The sequence below is a fragment of the Myroides gitamensis genome, assembly GCF_029894455.1.
Lineage (GTDB): Bacteria > Bacteroidota > Bacteroidia > Flavobacteriales > Flavobacteriaceae > Flavobacterium > Flavobacterium odoratum.
In genome coordinates, this window is record NZ_JARYHN010000001.1 from 103,649 (window position 1) to 125,770 (window position 22,122).

The 22,122-nt window shown below is 34.8% G+C and carries 19 protein-coding genes; 8 read left to right on the forward strand and 11 right to left on the reverse strand.

The window, feature by feature from the left end; translation table 11 throughout:
* Nucleotides 1-61 precede the first annotated feature (61 nt).
* Nucleotides 62-808 (forward strand): hypothetical protein, encoded by a 747-nt coding sequence (locus M2306_RS00475; protein WP_115091432.1) that lies wholly within the window; start codon nt 62-64, stop codon nt 806-808.
* Between the two features lie 74 nt (nt 809-882).
* Here the strand turns inward: M2306_RS00475 and M2306_RS00480 are convergent, their stop codons facing one another.
* The 3 genes from M2306_RS00480 to pyrE all read right to left on the reverse strand — a co-directional run bounded on the left by M2306_RS00480 (nt 883) and on the right by pyrE (nt 3,762).
* A complete protein-coding gene (locus tag M2306_RS00480; RefSeq protein ID WP_259189689.1) occupies nt 883-2,217 on the reverse strand; it encodes a hypothetical protein in 1,335 nt (444 codons plus the stop codon).
* Between the two features lie 494 nt (nt 2,218-2,711).
* A complete protein-coding gene (locus M2306_RS00485) occupies nt 2,712-3,104 on the reverse strand; it encodes an SRPBCC family protein (RefSeq protein ID WP_115091430.1) in 393 nt (130 codons plus the stop codon).
* Nucleotides 3,105-3,120: 16 nt separating this feature from the next.
* Nucleotides 3,121-3,762, reverse strand: coding sequence for an orotate phosphoribosyltransferase (gene pyrE / locus M2306_RS00490; protein WP_115091429.1), 642 nt, complete (start codon nt 3,760-3,762; stop codon nt 3,121-3,123).
* Between the two features lie 7 nt (nt 3,763-3,769).
* Between pyrE and M2306_RS00495 the strand changes: the two genes are divergently transcribed.
* A complete protein-coding gene (locus M2306_RS00495; RefSeq protein ID WP_115091428.1) occupies nt 3,770-4,375 on the forward strand; it encodes an NUDIX hydrolase in 606 nt (201 codons plus the stop codon).
* Nucleotides 4,376-4,413: 38 nt separating this feature from the next.
* Here M2306_RS00495 and coaD read toward each other — a convergent pair whose 3' ends face one another.
* Complete coding sequence (coaD, locus tag M2306_RS00500) at nt 4,414-4,866, reverse strand: pantetheine-phosphate adenylyltransferase (protein ID WP_115091427.1); 453 nt, start codon at nt 4,864-4,866, stop codon at nt 4,414-4,416.
* 13 nt (nt 4,867-4,879) lie between these two features.
* Nucleotides 4,880-5,854: a D-alanine--D-alanine ligase gene (locus tag M2306_RS00505; RefSeq protein ID WP_115091426.1), complete on the reverse strand. Its 975-nt coding sequence runs from the start codon at nt 5,852-5,854 to the stop codon at nt 4,880-4,882.
* Nucleotides 5,855-5,968: 114 nt separating this feature from the next.
* On the opposite strand from M2306_RS00505, the gene M2306_RS00510 reads away from it, so the two are divergent.
* The 6 genes from M2306_RS00510 (at nt 5,969) to purB (ending at nt 13,611) form a co-directional block, all read left to right on the forward strand.
* On the forward strand, nt 5,969-6,562 hold the full coding sequence (locus M2306_RS00510; protein WP_259189681.1) for a PASTA domain-containing protein: 594 nt from the start codon (nt 5,969-5,971) through the stop codon (nt 6,560-6,562).
* A gap of 12 nt (nt 6,563-6,574) precedes the next feature.
* Nucleotides 6,575-7,618 (forward strand): RluA family pseudouridine synthase, encoded by a 1,044-nt coding sequence (locus M2306_RS00515; protein WP_259189679.1) that lies wholly within the window; start codon nt 6,575-6,577, stop codon nt 7,616-7,618.
* 161 nt (nt 7,619-7,779) lie between these two features.
* Entirely contained in the window at nt 7,780-9,102 is a 1,323-nt protein-coding gene (gene tilS, locus M2306_RS00520; protein WP_259189677.1) for a tRNA lysidine(34) synthetase TilS, read from the forward strand.
* Entirely contained in the window at nt 9,099-11,087 is a 1,989-nt protein-coding gene (locus tag M2306_RS00525; RefSeq protein ID WP_115091423.1) for a protein-disulfide reductase DsbD family protein, read from the forward strand. The genes tilS and M2306_RS00525 overlap by 4 nt, the downstream gene beginning before the upstream one ends.
* Before the next feature lie 132 nt (nt 11,088-11,219).
* Nucleotides 11,220-12,074 (forward strand): DUF2911 domain-containing protein, encoded by an 855-nt coding sequence (locus M2306_RS00530; protein WP_002987151.1) that lies wholly within the window; start codon nt 11,220-11,222, stop codon nt 12,072-12,074.
* A gap of 193 nt (nt 12,075-12,267) precedes the next feature.
* On the forward strand, nt 12,268-13,611 hold the full coding sequence (purB, locus tag M2306_RS00535; RefSeq protein WP_181816730.1) for an adenylosuccinate lyase: 1,344 nt from the start codon (nt 12,268-12,270) through the stop codon (nt 13,609-13,611).
* Nucleotides 13,612-13,712: 101 nt separating this feature from the next.
* Here the strand turns inward: purB and M2306_RS00540 are convergent, their stop codons facing one another.
* From M2306_RS00540 to M2306_RS00565, 6 genes are all read right to left on the reverse strand, one after another.
* Nucleotides 13,713-15,932: an NADP-dependent isocitrate dehydrogenase gene (locus M2306_RS00540; protein ID WP_259189664.1), complete on the reverse strand. Its 2,220-nt coding sequence runs from the start codon at nt 15,930-15,932 to the stop codon at nt 13,713-13,715.
* A 246-nt stretch (nt 15,933-16,178) separates the two neighbouring features.
* Nucleotides 16,179-18,602, reverse strand: coding sequence for a GumC family protein (locus M2306_RS00545; RefSeq protein ID WP_259189654.1), 2,424 nt, complete (start codon nt 18,600-18,602; stop codon nt 16,179-16,181).
* A gap of 5 nt (nt 18,603-18,607) precedes the next feature.
* Nucleotides 18,608-19,390 carry a polysaccharide biosynthesis/export family protein gene (locus M2306_RS00550; protein WP_115091418.1) on the reverse strand — a complete coding sequence of 261 codons (783 nt, stop codon included), beginning with the start codon at nt 19,388-19,390 and terminating at the stop codon, nt 18,608-18,610.
* Nucleotides 19,391-19,502: 112 nt separating this feature from the next.
* Entirely contained in the window at nt 19,503-20,246 is a 744-nt protein-coding gene (gene lptB / locus M2306_RS00555; protein ID WP_060875189.1) for an LPS export ABC transporter ATP-binding protein, read from the reverse strand.
* A 2-nt stretch (nt 20,247-20,248) separates the two neighbouring features.
* Nucleotides 20,249-21,088 (reverse strand): twin-arginine translocase subunit TatC, encoded by an 840-nt coding sequence (gene tatC / locus M2306_RS00560; protein WP_115091417.1) that lies wholly within the window; start codon nt 21,086-21,088, stop codon nt 20,249-20,251.
* Between the two features lie 4 nt (nt 21,089-21,092).
* Nucleotides 21,093-22,058 (reverse strand): KpsF/GutQ family sugar-phosphate isomerase, encoded by a 966-nt coding sequence (locus tag M2306_RS00565; RefSeq protein WP_259189645.1) that lies wholly within the window; start codon nt 22,056-22,058, stop codon nt 21,093-21,095.
* Nucleotides 22,059-22,122 lie beyond the last annotated feature (64 nt).

Here is a 22,122-nt window from a genome sequence, read left to right on the forward strand (position 1 = left end):
GATGTAGTAAAAGAGTACTGTTACTAAGATTTGTCTATTTTTGTAAATAAAAACATAGAGTATGAAAAAAGTAATTGGATTAATGGTAGCCTTTGGCTTTCTATTTCAATCTTGTGTAACAACAGAAGAGGTAACCGTAAAAAAAGAAGGAGCAATCACCTATGCAATGGATATGGATTTCTCTGAGTTACTACAAACAATGCCGAGCAGTGCAAATGGAATGTCTAAAGACGTAAAAAAGGCATTAGATCTAATTAATGGAGAGGAATTGACGGTAGAACAATTGTTAGATATTAGTTTGTTAGAAAGTAAAAAACCAGAACAAAAGAAAGATAGTATCCTAAAAGCAAATCCCAATTTATTAAAGAAAACAGAAAACCTTCGCGTACGAGTGATGATGAATGATTCTATTGGGAATATTGGTTTGAAAATTAGTGCGAAAAATGCATCAGATTTGAATACTTCTTTGGTTAATCTATCGGAATTAAGTGCTTTAGGTGAAGGAAATGGCAAGAAATTAGATGCTCCTGAGTTTGTGAAGAAATCTAAATTTGAGTGGAAGAAAAAATCATTAAAACGTACCTTATCAGTGAAACCGGAAGAATTACAAAAAGGTTTAGGTGAAATCGGGCAAATGGCAGGGATGTTTACGTATCGCATTAAAGTAAATTTCGAACAAGCAATCAAATCAGTATCTTATCCAGACGCTTTAATTGCACAAGATGGTAAATCATTTGTCAAAGAATTTAAAATGTCAGATGTAATAAACAATCCAAAAGTATTAGAATATACTGTAGAATTGAAATAATACCATTTTTTATAAAGAATAACAACAAAAGGAAGCCCTGGGCTTCCTTTTGTTGTTATTTAGTAAGCTACTATCTATGGAGAAACAACTATAAATTCTAATACAGCATCTTCCAAAACATTAACCTTTATTGTTACATGGTTCCCGTATTGATCATACAGATTAAAAACCATAGGTTTTCTCCATATATGATTAGCCCATAAAGCTCCATGCCATACGCGATAGACCCAGAAGCATGCACCTGATCTCTCATGATTTTTCTCTGTTATCGTGATCTTCCATTTGTCTGTAATATGAAAGGTTGTCGTGAACCGAGCCCAATAATTAATTCTAACAGAGTTGTCTGTGGTGGTGGAACAGGCTTTGTAATTTCCTTTTTGTCTATAGTTAAACCAATATTCATCTTGTATATCTGTACTTTCGCTGATAGAATCAGTGTTAGAGGAAAAGTTTACATAATAGCTCTTTAGAATTGAATTGTAAGAGTCGGGTCTTATTTTTTCAATGGTCTCTACAGTAATGTCTTTTTGTTGAAACGTACGAGCCTCTACAAGGTGTATAGGCAGAGAATTTGATACGATATTTAGATGATTACTTGTATGTGTATCTTCTGTTCTTTCATCTAAAGGGACTGTTTTATGATGCATCAAGCAGCGTGCATGAAGTTTTATTTTTCCTAAAACCTGAGTGGTAGACAGGTAAAATAGGCAATTAGAGATTTTGCGTTCTGTTATTTCATTTTCATTTTCAACAGCTAAAGAAGAGACATATTTTCCAGGTATATCACTAAATAAAAATATATCGTTTAATGGCGTATGATTCTCATCTTCCCATTGTATGTTCTTGAAAATCTCATGGGAAGGAATTGAAATATAATTGCCTTGGATATCTAAGGCTTCTAATAGAACTTGAACTTGAATCTGATGTCTTCCATTAGCATAAAGAGGAAGAGATTCAGACGCTGGAATTCGTGTCGTAATAAGCTTCAAGGAAACGAGCGAATTGATTTCATTCCAAGTCGATGAATCGTCAAATAAGCGTTTATCAATAGCTACAATCTTTTCTTGTTTAACATGAATATTACCAGATACTTGAGTGTTGTTTTTGATACGGGCTTTTTCATATACTTGGGCATTCCCATAGACAGAGGCCTGCTCAGAAACCATAGCATGACCGTATACAGAAGCTTGTTCATATATCTCCGCCTCATTGCAAATTATGGCATGATCACTAATTGTTGCATCGCCATAAACTTTGGCATTGTCTAAAATCAGACAATCTCCCAACTGACTTAGGTTTTTTTCGCTTTCAACCCAGCCTCCTTTGGCTCCAGTGGCTATATATTCTATACGCCAAAGTGTATAGCCTTTATGAATCATAGATTCCTCTGTAAGTTTATATTTTTTCATATGTTGTTTTAAAATTTCAGAAAGTTTATATTGTGATAGGAGCTATGCTTCATTCAGTTTGATATACATACAGTTCATTTTATATTTCGCCTGATAAAGAGGAGTAATGACTTTTTGAAATGTAATTAATTGATATTGAGTTTGGTAAAGCTATTTTAAATACAAGAATTAATTAGAGATATTTCGTTAAAACAAGTATCAGATAGTGATTTTTTAAACAAAAGAACATCTTTTTAAAAAGATGGAATTTTATTTCCTTGTTTGGATAAACAAGGAAGCATAAGAATAGGTTTACAACGTTTGAAAACTTTGTTTATCAGAAAAGGAAGAGAAATAGAAATGAAGAGGATTGAGGTAGGTGATATAAGGAAAAACGAAAGAAATCGTAGTGTAGAAGCAATAAAAAAACAGCAGCACATGGAGATGTACTGCTGTTTTATACTATTTTATCTTTTATAAAGTGAATATAATATTCAGTCAGAATTAAAGATTTTTTATAATTTATTCATGTTTCCAGCTAGCGCTTCAATGAATTTTCCGATAGGCCCTTTCACCATCATAGCCATCATAGGATTGAAACTTCCTTCAAATAGAAGTTGAATTTCAGTATTGTTCGCGTCAACTTCTGTGATGTTTCCAGTTAAGGTAAACGGTAATTTATCACTTGCAGCTCCTAAAACAATTTGAGAATTTGGAGTGGCCTCTTTTTTCTTTAATTTGATTTCTGGCATTCCTTTCAAAGCAAAGATGAAAGAATCCTCTCCAGTTACTTCAAATTTAGCAATCGATTCAGGCATTAACTTTTCGAAGTTCTTTACGTCAGATAATGCATTAAATATATATTCAGCGGATTGCGCTACTTTTACTTTTGGACTTTCTAATTGCATACTTTTATTTCTTTAATTATTGATTCCATTCTGATGGATTAATTCTCCATTCTTGTAGTGTCTCTAAATCAGAAGCAGAGATATAATTTTGTTTTACTGCATTTTCTAATAGAGAAGTATAGTTACTCAAGGTCGTCAATTCAACACCCGCTTGAGCAAAGTTATCTTTAGAAATTTGAAATTCATAGGTAAAGATAGCAGCCATACCTACAATATCAGCTCCATTTTCTTTTAAAGCTTCAACAGCTTGTAAGCTACTTTTTCCTGTACTGATCAAATCTTCAATTACAACTACTTTTTTTCCTGGTTCTAATTGTCCTTCAATTTGATTTTGTCTTCCATGCTTTTTAGGCTCAGGACGAACATAAACGAAAGGCAATTCTAAGGCTTCAGCTACTAATAAGCCAATTCCAATAGCTCCTGTTGCAACACCAGCAATTACATCAGGCTTACCATATTTTGCTACAATATGCTTTGCAAACTCCTCTTTTAAGTATTTTCTAATCTCTGGATAAGACAGTGTAATACGGTTATCACAGTAAATAGGAGATTTCCATCCAGAAGCCCATGTAAAAGGATTTTTTGGATTTAATTTAATTGCGTTAATTTGCAGAAGTAATTCGGCAGTTTGTTGAGCTGTTTCTTTAGTAAAAATCATAATACAAATGTATAAAGTTTTTGTAAACGATAAACCGTTGTTTCTAACTGATAAAATTGAGAAAGAAACCGATTTTCAGTTGTTCTTGTTAGACAGTGTTGATATTGACAAAATTATCATTAAATATTTTCAAAATAAAATTGATAAGGCATTTTTATATCATCCAGACGAAAAAGCCATGATGAAAAGGCTAAAAGAAAAAATTCCTGTTCAAAAAGCGGGTGGAGGTGTTGTGTATAATGCAGAAGGGAAAGTACTTTTTATCAAGAGAAATGGTAAATGGGATTTACCTAAGGGAGGAATTGAGAAATATGAAGAAATAGCAGATACAGCAGTAAGAGAAGTAGAGGAAGAGACGGGGGTTCGAGAATTGAAAGTGATCAAAAAACTTCCCAAAACCTACCATATCTTTAAGCGAAATGGAAAATATCGATTGAAAATTACCAGTTGGTTTGAGATGAGCACGTCCTATGATGGCGCATTAATAGGGCAAGCAGAGGAGGGAATTGAAGAAGTAGTTTGGTTTGATAAGGAACAAATCAAAGAAGCAATGTCCAATTCCTATGAAAATATTAAACTTTTAGTAGAAGAAGCAGGTTTGCTTAGTGAATAAAATAAAAAAGTCGCTCTTGAGCGACTTTTTTTTATCTGTTATATTCGTACAGGTTCGGGTACTAATCTGATGTAATCTCCGTGATTTCGAATCACATCGCGTACTATACTTGAGCTGATGAAAGAAGTACTTGCAGCAGTAAGTAAAAATACCGTCTCAATTTTTGACAAAAAGCGATTGGTATGTGCAATTGCTTTTTCAAATTCAAAATCCGCCGGATTTCGCAAGCCTCTTAAAATAAATTGAGCCTTTTTTTCATGACAAAAATCGGTAGTTAACCCTTGATAGGTCTCTACTTTTATTTTTGGTTCATTTGCAAAGGTTTTTTCAATAAAAACCTTGCGTTCTTCTAAACTGAACATGTATTTTTTATCCGCATTGACACCAATCGCAATGATAATTTCATCGAAAAGAGGCAAAGCTCGTTTGATAATGTCGTAATGTCCATTGGTAATAGGATCAAATGATCCTGGAAAAACAGCTCTTCTCATATTTTGGGAGTCTTTATTTCTGCAAAGCTAAAACTATTGCATTGTCAAACAAATCGGGCAATGAAATTTTAGCTTCTGCTGCCTGTTGAGGTAAAATACTTTCTCTAGTTAAACCAGGAACGGTATTCATCTCTAATAAAAAGGGAGTATCTCCAACAATGATAAATTCACTTCTCGAAAATCCATCCATTTTTAAAATACGATAAATCTTAACCGCAATATCTTCTATTTTTGCTTTAATTACATCGTCAATACGAGCGGGCGTAATCTCTTGAGATTTACCTAAATATTTTGCTTCGTAGTCAAAAAAGTCATTTTCACTGACAATTTCAGTAATAGGTAAGACGATAACATCACCTCTATAATTAATTACACCTACAGAAACTTCTGTTCCCTTAAGGAAGCTCTCAATTAAAATTTCATTGTCTTCTTTATAAGCAACCTCAATTGCTTGAACTAATTCTTCGGTTGTATGAACCTTAGAAATACCAAAGCTAGATCCTGAACGGTTAGGCTTAACAAAACAAGGTAATCCAACACGTTGAATAATTGCCTCAGGGTTGATATCATCTCCCTCATTCAAATAATAGGATATAGCTGTTTTAATACCATAAGGCTTTAAAACAGAAAGCATATCTCTTTTGTTCATGGTTAATGCGGCTTGATAAGCATTACATGAGGTATGAGGCATATCGATTAATTCAAAGTACGCCTGCAATAAACCATCCTCACCAGGTGTGCCGTGAATGGCATTAAAAACAACATCAAAGGTTAATTTTTGCCCTTTGTATGATACAGAAAAATCATTTTTGTCTACTGGGAATTCCTCGTTGTGCTCGTCTACATAGACCCATTTATCGCGAAAAATATGGATTTTATACGGTGTGTATGTTGTGCGATCCAATGTGTCAAATACAACTTGACCACTTTTCAGCGAAATTTCAAACTCGCTTGAATAGCCTCCCATAATTATTGCTACGTGCTTCATATACCCAGGATGTTGAGGTTAGATTTATAAAAGAATTGTTTCAAACAAATTTATAATAAAACACAGAAACAAAAAATCTTTTCGATTTTATATCTTTGTCAAAAATCTAACCCTATGAAATTAGTTCAATTTTTTAAAAGTAAGAGCTTTTTAATTTCTTTGGCAGCAGCCATCATCATCTCTATTGTGGGGGTACTAGGCCTATTGAAATGGTTGAAAGTAACGACAAATCACGGACAGCGAATTGAAGTACCCAATTTATTAAAGCTAGATACGTATCAAGCCGAGCAGACGTTGGATCAAAAAGAATTGCGTATGATTGTCTTGGATACGCTGGATTACAATAAAAATTTCCCTCCTCTAACTGTTTTAGAACAAGATCCTATGCCAGGTTTTAGCGTGAAGGAAAATAGAAAAATCTACGTTAAAATTAATGCGGCTGGGTATGGTAAAGTGATTTTACCAGAATTAGAACAGTTAACGTACCGACAAGCGAGCGCTACGATTGCCTCTATGGGATTAAAAGAAGGAACAAGATCCTATGCCACGTTTATTGGTAAAGATGTTGTTTTGGAAGTACATCAAAATGGTAAGAAATTGAAAAAGGGAGATTTAGTAGTGAAGAACTCTAAAATCGACTTCGTTTTAGGAGATGGAAAAGCGGGTCTTTCTGCAGAACAATTGGATGTAGCACCCGATATTGATTAAGAAAAATAACTTATGCAAGAAAATGTAAATGAAGTGTTTGATGATTTAGAAGATGAATTATTTGAACATTTTCGATTTGAAGCAGGTAAAGGGCAAGCGCCGCTACGTGTAGATAAATTTTTGATGAACTTAGTTGAAAATGCAACGCGCAATAAAATTCAACAAGCAGCATCAAACGGGAATATTTTTGTGAATGATGTGGCTGTGAAGTCGAATCATAAGGTGAAAGCCTTGGATGTTGTGCGTGTACTCATGAAACAACCTCCTTTTGAAAATATTATTATTCCAGAAAATATCCCATTAAATATCGTGTATGAAGACGATGCTTTATTAGTGGTTAACAAAGAACCTGGATTGGTTGTACATCCTGGACATGGAAACTATACTGGGACCTTGGTCAATGCGTTAGCGTACCATTTTGAAAATTTACCGCTAAATAGCAGTGAACGCCCAGGACTCGTACACCGTATTGATAAAGATACGAGTGGATTATTAGTCGTAGCGAAGACGGAGTGGGCAATGACAGAATTGCAACGTCAATTTGCTGAGAAAACTACGGAAAGAGAATATGTAGCTTTGGTATGGGGGAATGTAGCGGAAGATCAAGGTACCATAGAAAGTTATATTGGAAGACACGTGAAAGACCGTATGCAAATGGCTGCCTTTGAGGATGAGAGTAAAGGAAAATGGGCCGTTACGCATTATAAAGTATTAGAGCGTTTTGGTTATGTGACCTTAGTTTCTTGTCGTCTAGAAACAGGACGTACGCACCAAATTAGAGTGCACATGAAGTATATTGGACATACGCTATTTAACGATGAACGTTATGGTGGAAATTTGATCTTAAAAGGAACCACCTTTACAAAATATAAACAGTTTATCGAAAATTGTTTTCAGCTCTTGCCAAGACAAGCACTTCATGCTAAAACCTTAGGCTTTGAACATCCTATTACTAAAGAGTATGTTCGCTTTGATTCAGAAGTGCCTCAGGACATGGTTGCTTGTATTGAAAAATGGAGAACCTATTCACAAAATTCCACACTTGAGTTAGAATAAAATAAAACCACAAATTAAATTTTGTGGTTTTTTTATGCACAGAAATGAACCTAGAATAAGGGTTTTTCGCGAAAAAAAGGGTATTTTTGGAGTTTGCTAGACAATTGTGAATAAAGATTAACATTTATACACTGCTTGTTCTAGATATGTTGAGGTAATCCATGGAAAATAAGTTTAGAAAGCATCTTGAATCAAATTTTGCTGAATTGATACAATACCCTATTTTACTTGCTGTTAGCGGTGGAGTAGATAGTGTTGTTTTATTACATTTATGTCATCGAGTAGGACTCAATGTTGCAGTAGCACATTGTAACTTCCACTTAAGGGAGGAAGATAGTAATTTAGATCAACAGTTTGTTGAAGATCTAACTGCGCAACTAAAAGTGCCTTTTTTTGTAAAAGAATTTGATACCAATCACTATGCAACAGAAAATAAAGTTTCCATTCAAGTTGCTGCAAGAGAACAACGCTATGTTTGGTTTGAAGAAATTTTAAGACAAGAAAAATATCAATATTTATTGACTGCGCATCACTTGGATGATTCGATGGAAACTTTTTTTATCAATTTTTCAAGGGGAACGGGCATCGAAGGATTGCTAGGGATACCAGAGAAAACAGACTATATTCGGCGGCCACTGTTAGTATTTACTAGAGCAGAAATTGAGGCGTATGCAAATAAGAATCAACTGACTTGGCGAGAAGATTATACAAATGCGCAAACAAAATATTTGCGAAATAAAATAAGAAAAAATATCTTGCCTGTTTTTAAGGAAATCAATCAGCACATGGATCAAACTTTCCAACAGACCATTGGATTTTTGAAAGAAGCACATCAAATGAGTGAGGATGCACATCAAATGATGTTTGAGAAAGTAGTGCTGAAACAAGGGGATGACCTCTTATTTCCCTTAAAAGAATTAAGTGAATTGTCATTACCTAAAGCCTATTTGTATAAATGGTTAGAACCTTACGGTTTTAAAGCGTGGAACGATATTGCGGATTTAGTAAAGGCAGAAACAGGAAAGAAAATTCTGGCAGAAAACTATTGCTTGATTAAAGATAGAGGATACCTCTTACTGCGATTAAAAAGCAAAATGGCAGAAGAGGCAGAGGATTCTTTCTATATACAAGAGAACCAAACTATTACACAACCAATATGCTTAACATCAACTAATTATGAAAGAAATGAAATTGAACTGACGACGGATCCCTTATGTGCTTATCTTGACCGAGATAAATTGCAGTTTCCGTTGCTGATTCGCAAACCCAAGAAAGGAGATTATTTCGTGCCTTTTGGAATGAAAGGAACAAAGCGAATTTCGAAATATGTAAAAGATGAGAAAATGACCCAAATAGAAAAAGAAAATATTTGGTTATTGTGCTCAGGTGATACTATTGTATGGATTATTGGAAGTCGAATGGATGAACGATTTAAAGTAAGAAATACAACTACTAATGTTTTAAAAATTAAATTAACCGTATGAAAAAATTAGCTTATTTGCTATTTTTCTTTATATCTATTTTCACGGCTCAGGCGCAGATGATGGAAAATCCTGCTAAATGGACAACGAAAATTGAAAAGAAATCCGATACAGAATATACCATCACATGGAATGGTATTATTCAAGATGGATGGCATATGTACTCCCAATATACAGCTGATGGAGGACCCTTGCCAACCGAATTTATATACAACAATATAGATGGAAATTACGAACTCGTTGGTGATGCCAAAGAGAGTGAAACAAAAACCGTTTATAACGATATCTTTGAAGTAGATGAGACTTATTTTGTAGGTCCTGTTCAATTGGTACAAGAAATTAAATTAACTAACGCTGATACACCGAATATTCAAGTAGAATTAGGATATCAAGTGTGTTTAGATGTTTGTATCAGTCAAAGTAATTTGTTTGTATATGACTTAAAAACACTTCAGGTTACGGAAGTGGAGAATTTTGAGGCTTATGAAAATAAGACAACTACAGCAAAAGAAGGCGAAACAGCTGCAACGGATACAAAAGCAACTGCTCCTAAATCAGAAGAGAAAAGAGGATTATTTACCATCTTCATTTTAGCATTCTTCTCAGGTTTTGCAGCTTTATTGACTCCTTGTGTGTTCCCAATGATTCCAATGACCGTGAGTTTTTTTACAAAACAAAGTAAAACACGCGCGAAAGGAATTAAAAACGCGATTATCTATGGTTTATCAATCATCTTAATTTATGTAGTATTAGGAACGATTGTAACCGCAATCTTTGGAGCAGATTCATTGAATGCATTGTCAACAAACGTATATTTTAATATCATTTTCTTCTTGTTGTTAGTTGTGTTCGCAACGTCTTTCTTAGGAGCATTTGAAATTATGTTACCCAATTCTTGGGCGAATAAAGTAGATTCACAAGCCGATCGTGGTGGTATTATCGGTATCTTGTTTATGGCTTTAGCTTTAGCTATTGTTTCATTCTCTTGTACTGGACCTATCGTAGGAACTTTGTTAGTAGAAGCAGCTTCTAAAGGTGGAATTGCTCCAATCGTTGGAATGTTAGGTTTCTCTTTAGCATTAGCACTTCCATTTATGTTATTTGCGATGTTCCCAGGATGGTTAAACTCTATGCCACGCTCTGGTGGATGGTTAAACACAGTAAAAGTTTCTTTGGGATTCTTAGAATTAGCATTAGCATTTAAATTTTTATCCAATGCCGATCTTGTATTACAAGCACATTGGTTAGAAAGAGAAGTGTTCTTAGCGATTTGGATTACCATTTTCGGAGCTTGGGCCTTGTACTTATTTGGTAAGATTCGACTACCACACGATAGCCCAATGGATAGTATTTCCGTAGGACGTTTATTCATGGGATTATTCGTTACAACATTTACCATCTATTTGGTACCTGGACTATGGGGAGCACCATTGAAGATTATCTCAGGTTTTCCGCCTCCGATGACATACTCAGAAAGTCCTTATGGCGTAGGTGGTAAAGGTGGATCAGGAGGAGCTTCTACAACAGAAGTTTTACCAGAAGGAGCGAAGTACGGTGCACATGACATCGTTGCTTTCACCGATTACGAACAAGGAATGGCGTATGCCAAATCAGTAAATAAACCAGTATTGCTAGATTTTACAGGATTCGCTTGTGTGAATTGTCGTAAAATGGAAGATTATGTTTGGTCAGATCCCGCAATCTTAGCTGTATTGAAAAATGAAGTGGTCTTGATTTCATTGTATGTAGATGATAAAAAAGAATTGCCAGAAAATGAGCAATACATATCAGAAACAACAGGAAAGAAAATCAAAACCATCGGAAATAAATGGAGTGATTTCCAAATGAAGCACTATCATGCCAATGCACAACCGTACTATATTGTGTTGGATGCAGAAGGACAACGTTTGTCTGAACCCGTTGGATATACTCCAGATGTGGAAGAATACAAAGCGTGGTTAGAAGGTGGTATTCAAAAAGGAAAATAAATGATAAACAAAAAAGCGATCGAAAATTTCGGTCGCTTTTTTTTGTTTATTTTAAGACTAAATCAGGGGATTAATTAATAAATTGTATCCTTCAAATTCAAAAAATAAATTGGACCATTAAATACAAGTAAAATGATAAAAAAGTTTGTTATTACCAGTTTGGCCGTATTTGCCTTATCCGTTGCGCAAGCACAAGTGCAAACACCGCCAACAAGTACAAAATCAGAAGTGCATCAGGTAGTGGGGCTAACAGATGTCAAAATTGATTATTCTAGACCTAATATGCGCGGACGTTTGGTGTTTGGTGATTTAGTTCCCTATGGACGTTTATGGCGCACAGGTGCCAATATGAATACAGTTGTTTCTTTTGCTAATGATGTGGAAATTGACGGGAAAGTATTGAAGAAAGGATCGTATGCAATTTATACCATTCCAAAAGTAGAGGAGTGGGAGGTGATTTTTTATAAAGATACCAACAATTGGGGATTACCAGAAAAATGGGATGAATCTAAAATTGCATTATCTACGAAAGTAAAGGTGCAAAACTTAGACCGTAAATTCGAAACGTTTACCATGGCGATTAATAACGTAAATATTGATTACGCAGATTTGGAAATCATGTGGGAGCGCAGTTTAGTTCCAGTGCGTTTCAAAGTGCCAACCGATAACTTAGCCATGGAAAGCATTACTGAAACTTTTGAAGGTCCTAAAATCGTAGATTACTATGCCGCAGCTGAGTATTTTTATTTGACAGGAAAGGATCTATCTAAAGCTTTGTCGTGGATTAATAATGCGATTGATAAATCAGGAGAGAAAGTACCATACTATTTTGTTCGATTGAAATCTCAAATTCAAGCAAAAGCAGGGGATAAAATCGGAGCCGTAGCGACAGCAAAAGTGGCACTAGATTTAGCTGAAAAAGCAAATAATCTAGATTACGTAAAAATGAATAAAGACGCAATTAAAGAGTGGTCTAAAGCAATTTAATGCTGATGTAATGGCGTTGAGTCCTATGTAGGGGTGGATGAAAATTCGCCCATTATAGGTTGATTCATACATAGAAACATGTAATAGTGTATCTATTGAAATAATAGGCAGAAACCCATTAAAATCACAAAAAACAAAAAAGCAAACCGCGTAAAAAATATTATCTTTGTCTCTTAACAACACAATCTAAATGATGCTGACAGAACTGAATGCTATATCGCCTATTGATGGACGTTATAGAAGTAAAACCCAATCCTTAGCACAATACTTCTCAGAAGAAGCTCTAATCAAATATAGAGTTTTAGTTGAGGTAGAATATTTTATTGCGCTATGTGAATATAATCTTCCGCAATTAAGTGGGATTTCCCCTAATCTATTTCCAGAGTTACGAAAATTATACAAAGATTTTACAGCAGAAAATGCCCTTTGGATTAAGGAAAAAGAAAAAATAACAAACCACGATGTAAAAGCCGTTGAGTATTTTATCAAAGATGCTTTTGATCGTTTAGGATTAGAGTCATACAAAGAATTTATCCATTTTGGATTAACTTCTCAAGACATCAATAATACCTCTATTCCGTTATTAACAAAAGAAGCTTTTCATGAAGTGTATATGCCTTTATTCCTTTCAGTAGTTAATAAACTGAAAGAATTAAGCCAAGAGTGGAGTGATGTTCCTATGTTGGCAAGAACACATGGACAACCAGCTTCTCCGACGCGTTTAGGAAAGGAAATTCAAGTATTTGTACAACGTTTGGAAGAGCAATTGCGCTTGTTGAATAACGTGCCGTTTGCTGCGAAATTTGGTGGAGCAACAGGAAACTTCAATGCACACCATGTAGCTTATCCGAAAAATGATTGGAAGCAATTTGGAGAGGATTTCGTTGAATTGAGTTTAGGATTGAAATATTCATTCCCTACAACACAAATTGAACATTACGATCACTTTGCTGCTTTCTTCGATGCACTGAAACGCATCAATACGATTTTGATTGATTTAGATCGCGATATCTGGACGTATGTTTCCATGGATTATTTCAAACAAAAAATTAAAGCGGGTGAGATTGGCTCTTCTGCCATGCCTCATAAAGTAAATCCGATTGATTTTGAAAATTCAGAAGGAAATTTAGGAATTGCGAATGCTATCTTTGAACATTTAGCAGCAAAACTTCCCTTATCGAGATTGCAACGTGATTTAACGGACAGTACAGTCTTGAGAAATATTGGAGTGCCAATGGGACATACAATCATCGCTTTTGAATCTACGTTGAAGGGATTGAATAAACTCTTGCTAAATGCAGATAAATTTGCTGAAGATTTAGATCGAAATTGGGCTGTAGTAGCAGAAGCAATTCAAACTATTTTACGACGAGAAGGATATCCAAATCCATACGAAGCTTTAAAAGATTTGACACGCACTAATACAGTAATCAACAAAGAATCAATTCACAATTTTATTGAAACACTTGCAGTAAGTGATGCAATAAAAACAGAATTAAAACAAATTACTCCGAGTAATTATTTAGGAGTTAAATAATAAAAATAAAAAGGACTGTTGTAAAAACAGTCCTTTTTTTTATAGTGATAAAAAAAGGCTGTCTTGGAGTAAGACAGCCTTTTTATATATAAGATTATTGACTAGATAGTATCAATAATTGAATTTAATGTAGCACTTGGACGCATTGCTTTTGCAGTTGCTTCTGGGTTTGATTGATAGTACCCACCAATTTCTTGCGCTTTACCTTGAGCTCCGATTAACTCTTCGTTAATTTTCGCTTCGTTTTCATTCATTGCTTTAGCGATAGGTGCAAATTTAGCTTTTAATTCTACATCTTTCGATTGAGTAGCTAATGCTTCAGCCCAATACATAGCTAAATAGAAATGAGACCCACGGTTGTCGATAGATCCAACTCTACGAGCAGGTGACTTATCGTTATCTAAGAACTTAGCAGTAGCTTCATCTAATGTTTCAGCTAATACTAATGCTTTTGCATTATTTTGAGTTTGGCTTAAGTGTTCAAAAGAAGCACCCAAAGCTAAGAACTCTCCTAATGAATCCCAACGTAAATAACCTTCTTCGATGAATTGTTCGATGTGTTTTGGAGCAGATCCACCAGCACCTGTTTCGAATAATCCTCCACCGTTCATTAAAGGAACGATTGAAAGCATTTTTGCAGAAGTACCAACTTCTAAGATTGGGAATAAATCAGTTAAGTAATCACGCAATACGTTTCCTGTTACAGAAATAGTATCTAATCCTTGACGGATGCGCTCAACAGAAACTTTAGTAGCTTCAATTGGGCTTAAGATACGGATGTCTAAACCTGTTGTATCGTATTGTTTTAAGTATTCGTTTACTTTTTTGATTAATTCTCTATCGTGAGCTCTGTTTTCATCTAACCAGAAGATTGCTGGTGTTTCAGATAAGCGAGCACGGTTCACAGCTAATTTAACCCAGTCTTGGATTGGAGCATCTTTCGTTTGACACATTCTGAAGATATCTCCAGCTTCAACAGCTTGTTCAAAGAACACGTTGTTGTTTTCATCAGAAACGCGGATTGATCCTACTGCATCAGCTTGGAACGTTTTATCATGAGATCCGTATTCTTCTGCTTTTTGAGCCATTAAACCAACGTTTGGCACTGATCCCATAGTTGTAGGGTCGTAAGCACCATTTGCTTTACAATCTTCGATTACAGTTTCATATACTCCCGCATAACAACGGTCTGGAATAATTGCTAATGTATCTTGTTGTTTTCCTTCTTTATTCCACATTTGACCTGAAGTACGGATCATTGCAGGCATAGAAGCATCTACAATTACGTCAGAAGGAACGTGTAAGTTTGTAATTCCTTTATCTGAATTTACCATTGCAATAGCTGGTCCTTGTGCAATAGCTGTATCGATAGCAGCTTTAATTTCGTTTTCTAAAGCGTGTCCTGCAATCTTAGCATATAAATCACCTAAACCATTGTTTGGACTAATACCTAATTCAGCAAATACAGCTGCGTATTTTGCATAAACATCGGCGAAGTATCCTTCTACTACAGCTCCAAAAATGATAGGGTCTGAAACCTTCATCATGGTTGCTTTTAAGTGTGTAGAGAATAAAATATTTTTCGCTTTTGCTTCTTCTTTACATTCAGAAACAAACGCTTTTAATTTATTTAAGTTTAAAACTGTTGAGTCAATTACTTCTCCTTGTAAAAGAGGAGCATAATCTTTCAATAATTTGGTAGAACCATCTGCACCAACAAATTCAATTTTGAATTTAGCATTTTGTGCAACAGTTACTGATTTTTCAGTACCATAAAAATCACCATCTGCCATAGATGCCACTCTCGTTTGTGAGTTTGTAGCCCAAGCTCCCATTGAATGTGGATGTTTTTTTGCGTAATTCTTTACTGCTTTTGGTGCTCTACGGTCAGAGTTACCTTCACGCAATACAGGGTTTACAGCAGATCCTAAAATTTTAGCATATTTAGCTTTGATTTCTTTCTCTTCGTCATTTTTAGGCTCCGCAGGATAATTAGGAACAGCAAATCCATGCGCTTGAAGTTCTTTAATCGCAGCGTTTAATTGGGGAATAGAAGCAGAAATATTTGGTAATTTGATAATGTTTGCTTCTGGGCTTTTTGCTAACTCTCCTAATTCAGCTAAAGCATCGCCAATTCTTTGTTCCTCTTTTAAAAACTCAGGGAAATTTGCTAAAATACGTCCAGCTAAAGAAATATCTCTTGTTTCTACATCAATACCTGCAGTCTGAGCAAAAGCCTGAACAATCGGTAAGAAAGAATACGTAGCTAACATTGGAGCTTCGTCTGTAAACGTGTAAAGGATTTTAGAATTTTGTGTCATTTTTGTTCAATTTAAATGATAACAATATAATTGTTGTATATGTTGAGTCTAAATAGTAAAATTATAAAGCAAATATAAGCATAAGCATTGAAAAAAACGTGGTAATTCAGTGATATAACAGTAGAATTGTTAAGTTTATAATATGCCTGAGTAAAATTGCTTTATTGTTATTTTTGAAGGTTTTAAAAAGTGATATTGCTAAAAAGGCTAGCATATTTCTATGCCAGCCTTCTGTGTTTTATTTCATTATTTTAAATTCAAAAGCTTTTTCCACCATGGACGTTTATCTTCTAAGACATCGTGTCCATAACCGTAGCCATAGCCGTATCCATATCCATAACCACCATATCCTTTCATGGTTGTTGTGTCATTTAAGATAATAGACATGTTTTTCAACTTGCCTTCGCGGTGTAAATCTGTCGGAAGTTTTAACATGCGTTTGTCTAGGTAGTTAGCGCGTGTTACGTAGATAAAGGTATCGGCAAATTTACTTACCAATAACGTATCCGTTACTAAACTAACAGGTGCTGTATCCACAACGATATAGTCATATTCTGCTTTTAGTTTGGTAAACATCGCCTGAATTGGATTACCCATCAATAACTCGGCTGGGTTTGGAGGAATGGTTCCTGCTGGTAAAGTAAAGAAATTCTCGTATCCTTCCACTTTTACGATGAATTGATCAATATCAATATTCTTTCTTAAAAGATAATCTGATACTCCTTTTGATGGTAGATTCAAGTAATCATCTAATCGAGGATTACGCAAGTCCATCCCAATTAAAAGCGTACGTTTACCAGAAAGTGCAATTGTCGCAGCTAAGTTTACAGAGGTAAAGGTTTTTCCCTCTTTTGGAAACGTTGAGGTAAGGAAAATGGTTTTAGCCATTCCTTCTTTCACATTCCCTAACATAAACTCTAAGTTCGTACGTATAATACGCAAGGCTTCAGCTGAACTTGATCGACTAGATAAATCAATGATATTTTCGTGATCATCCGAATGCGGAATATCTCCCAAAAACGGTACATCTGTATTATTCTCAATATCCAAGCGATTTTTTACTTTCGTATCCAATAGTAAACGCAAGTAAATCACTGCAAAAGGAATTAAACCTCCTAAGATTAAGGCCGCTAATAAAATAATTGCCTTTTTAGGTGAAACAGGTTTATCTGAACTCTTTGCCGTATCAATCACTTTTGCATTAAGATCAGTAGCTGCTAGAGTAATAGCTGTTTCTTCTCTTTTTTGGAAAAGGTACAAGTAAATAGCTTCTTTTACCTTTTGTTGTCTATCGATAATTCTAAATTCTCTTTCTTGTCTCGGTACTTGAGAAAGTTTTGAACGTAATTCAAACTCTTTGCTTTCTAATTCCTTCTTCGTGATTTTTAAAGAACTTTCTAAGCGATTTAAACTCGCTAATACCGAAGCTTTCATTGCGGAAATTTGATCGTCTAATCGAATGACAGCAGGGTTTAAATCCGTAGAACTAGATGAAATCTTATTGCGTTCTAAGACTAAGGTATTATATTGATTAATTAACGAGTTAGAGCTCGGATCCGAAGAAACGATATTACCCGGTAATAACTCATTTTGTTTGCTACTTCTCAAGAAATCAATCAAAGAAGAAACTACTTTTAATTCTGTTTCATTCTCAATGATTTGCTTGTCATAAACATTGGCATTTTGCAAGTATAATCCTAATTCAGTAGGAATATCGGTAATGCTATTTTTTGATTTATAGCCTTCTACTGTTTTTTCAACATCACTTAATTCATCTGTGATGAGTTTTAAACGACTATCAATAAATTCAGAAGTCTTTTCCGAAATATAACGCTTATCTGCAATAGCAGCATCGTTGTATAAGGTGATTAAGTTATCTAAATAGTCCACTGCCTTTGCAGGAGTTGGACTTAATAACGATAGGTCAAGGATACTAGAAAACTTATCTGTAGGAGCGATTTGAACACTTTTAACAAAGTAATCAGTTACTTTTTCAATAGGTTTAATTTCAACAGTAATATTGCTGACATCTTCCATTTCTTCGCTTTCTTCAGTTTCTCCTTCAGTTCCTTTTTTGAGGGTAGAAATTGGTTTAGGTTGGTTTCTTGTTACAATTAACTTTCCTAAAATAGTTTCAATAGGAGTATTGTACTCAAAAGTACCTAACTTAACTTTTTGTTTGTCTAAAAGTGTAAATGAAGTATCGGAGATATCTTTTACAAAGAATGTATAGCTCAATTGATCGAAATCAAATACACGTTCGATGAAATTGAAATCAATAGGACTATTATTGTAAAGTTCACTATTAACAACGCGACCTTCATTGATATAAGAAATATTCAATTGTAAACGACGCACTGTTCGCTCTGCTAAAGTACGAGAAGATAAAATCTGAGTCTCATTTTCAAGGTTACTCTTGCCTCCTGATAGCATTCCTAAATCTGCGAATGCAGAAAGCTCAGTAGAAATACCGCCTCCTCTTTTTTCGTCTTTAACTATAATAGTTGTATTAACTTTATAGGTCTTTTCTGTATAACGAAGGTAGATAAAAGCCAGAACCAATGTAATAAAAACACTAACTACAAACCATCTCCAGTGTACAATATATTTCTCTAATTCTTCTCGAATATTAATGTTTACATTTTCACTATTGTCGAATTTTCCTTCCATTTCTTTTATTTAGTTGACAGCGCAATTATAGTTACTAATAAAGATAGTGCCGAAATACCTAAAGTAAGGTTAGGACCTACAACAGAAGAGTTTACTCTTGTTTTATTAGGCTCGACATATACAATATCGTTTTGGTTTAAGTAATAGTAAGGGGAGGTAATAAAATCAGCTTTAGTCATATCTACACGGTAAGGAATGCGTTTTCCTTCCACTTCGCGAATCACAAGAACATTGTCTCTTTTTCCATAAACAGTCATGTCTCCTGAAAGTGCAATCGCATCAGAAAGCGTCAAACGCTCGCTAACAACAGTGTGGATTCCAGGTCTGTTTACTTCGCCTTGTACCGTAACTTTGTAGTTCATGATTCTCATGTTAACAATAGGGCGAATGATATATTTACTGATTTCAGTCGTTAAATAATCAATGGCTTCTTTTTTTGTTAACCCACTTATTTTAAGCGTTCCAAGGACCGGGAATTCAATGTTTCCTTTGTTATCTACGAGATATAATTGTTGTTGCATTTGACCTGTACCCGCAGCGTTATTGGGGTTGGTCGTCATTGTATTTAACAAGTTGAAGGGAGCAGCTGCTTCTCGATCTTGAGCTGATACAATAATCATTAGTAAATCATCTGGTTGCAGATGTGTTTCAAAATTGGTAACTGTATTATTGTTCGTTAACACATCTTCTACGTTTTGGTAGTAAACTACTGACTTTCTGGACGCACAAGACGTCAGAAATACAGCTGTTAAGAGGAGTAATACAGCAAATGAGCTTCTTAATTTCATTGTTAATTTTTTTGCAAAAGTAGAACTTTGTTAAGTTGAATAAAAGTAAAAGTAGCAATATTTTACTAATTACAGTAAAAGAGCACTAAAATTCATTCAGGTACTAGTAGACCTAGTCGAAGTCTAATTTCTTTTTACGCAATTCAAAGTTTTGACCTAAATATACTTTTCTAACCATTTCATCCTCTGCTAGTTCTTCTGGAATTCCAGCTTTAAGAATACCTCCTTCAAACATTAAATAAGTCTTATCTGTAATCGCTAACGTTTCTTGTACGTTGTGATCGGTGATTAAGATTCCGATGTTTTTGTTCTTTAATTTAGCAACAATACGTTGAATATCCTCTACTGCAACAGGGTCAACCCCTGCAAAAGGCTCATCGAGTAAGATGAACTTTGGATCGGTAGCCAAAGCACGAGCAATTTCTGTTCTTCTGCGTTCTCCTCCAGATAACAAATCCCCACGGTTTGTGCGAATGTGTTCTAAGTTAAATTCAGCAATTAAAGACTCCATTTTAGCCACTTGCTCTTGTTTAGAAAGCTTGGTCAATTGAAGTACACTTAAAATATTATCCTCGATACTTAATTTTCGAAACACCGATGGTTCTTGGGCTAAATAACCAATACCATGTTGCCCCCTTTTGTACATCGGGAAACTGGTAATGTCCATATTGTCCAAATAGATGTGACCGAAATTAGGCTTTACCAATCCGACAATCATATAAAACGAAGTCGTTTTCCCAGCTCCATTAGGGCCTAATAACCCTACAATCTCTCCTTGATTTACTTCAACAGAAACGCCTTTTACAACCTTTCTCTTTTTGTACATCTTGACAATATTATCTGCTCTTAATTTCATACTTAGTCATTATTGTTTGGTGCCAAAACTTCCGTTTTAGGTTTCTTTTGAACAAATTTAGAGATATAAATACTAATTTCATATAGAATCAACAAAGGGATAGAAACTATAATTTGGCTAATCACATCCGGAGGAGTGATGATTGCTGCTAAAATTAGAATTAATACAATGGCATATTTTCTGTATTCTCTTAAAAATTGTGGGGTAACTAAACCAAGAACCGATAAGAAATACATGATAATAGGTAATTCAAAAATAAGTCCACAAGCGATAGAGGTGGTTTTTACTAACCCAATATAAGAGTTGATGTCAATATCATTTTTTACCACATCACTTACTTGAAGGTTTACTAAGAAGTTGATTGATAAAGGCGTAATTACATAGTAACCAAATAAAACACCTAAAAAGAATAAGAATGAAGAAATAACAATAAAGAATTTAGCGTATTTCTTTTCTTTAGAGTATAAAGCTGGACTAATAAATTTCCATATTTCCCATAAGATAAAAGGTACTGAAATAATGAAACCTGCTGTAATACACGTCCACATCATGACAGAAAATTGCCCATCCATGGTTCTATTTTGGATTTCAAAAGGAAGTTCTTGTTGACAAAAACTATCATCAAAATTAAAGTACTGTGCAATTTTACAGAAGAATTGATAGGTAACGAAGTCGCTGTTCTTTGGTCCGAAAATGATTTTATTGAATATAAAATCCCTGAAAAAGAAAGCGATGATTCCCCCTCCTAAAATAAAAACGGAAGCGCGGATTAATAGCCATCTTAATTCTTCTAAATGGTCTAAAAAGGACATTGCCTTTTCTGAGTTTTTTTGTTTTGCCATTTTGTTATACTATTCCTTCTTTTAAAATGTCGTGTAAATGGATAATACCTTGATATTCTCCAGCTTGAGTTACAATTAATTGCGTAATTGAATTGTCCTCTAATATCGATAAGGCTTGAGAAACCAATTGATCTGATTCAATGGTTTTCGGATTCGCACTCATGATATCTTTCGCTTGGATGGTTTCAAAACTAGTATTATTTTGTAACATTCTGCGTAAATCACCATCTGTAATAATGCCAATTAACGTATTATTATCAATTACAGCCGTTACACCCAATCGTTTTTGCGAGATTTCTACGATTACATCTTTAATCGAAGAGGTTGGTGAAACCATCGGTTTGTTTTGATTGTTTAAGATATCTTTGACCAATAAAAGTAGTTTTTTTCCTAAGGCACCACCTGGGTGATAAAGGGCAAAATCATTGGTTGTGAAGTTTCTACATTCAATTAAACAAGCCGCCAATGCATCGCCTAATGCTAATTGAGCTGTTGTGCTATCCATCGGAGCTAAGTTGTTTGGATCCGCTTCTCTGTCTACTTTTGATAGTAAAACATAATCTGCTTTTTTCCCTAAAAATGAAGTTTCATTTGCGGTGATGGCGATAAGGGTATTGCCAAAGCGCTTAAGTAAGGGAGTTAATACTTTTATTTCAGGACTATTTCCGCTATTGGAAATGCAAATCACACAATCATTGGGTTGAAGTAATCCCAAATCTCCGTGAACAGCTTCTGCTGCATGCATGAAGAGAGATGGAGTCCCCGTAGAGTTGAATGTTGCGACAATTTTACTTCCAATTAACGCACTTTTTCCAATCCCCGTTACAACTACACGTCCCTTGCAGTTTAAAATGGCTTGTACAGCATCTGAAAAGTCTTCCGTTAGGTAGTCGATGAGCTTTTTAATGCTTTCACTTTCAGATAGTAAAGTTTTTTTTGCTCGCTCTAATATGGTGGTATGTGTATTCAAAATGACTAGAATGTTAAATATTAGGATTGCACCAAAGAAAATTAGTATCTTTAGGTACTGCAAA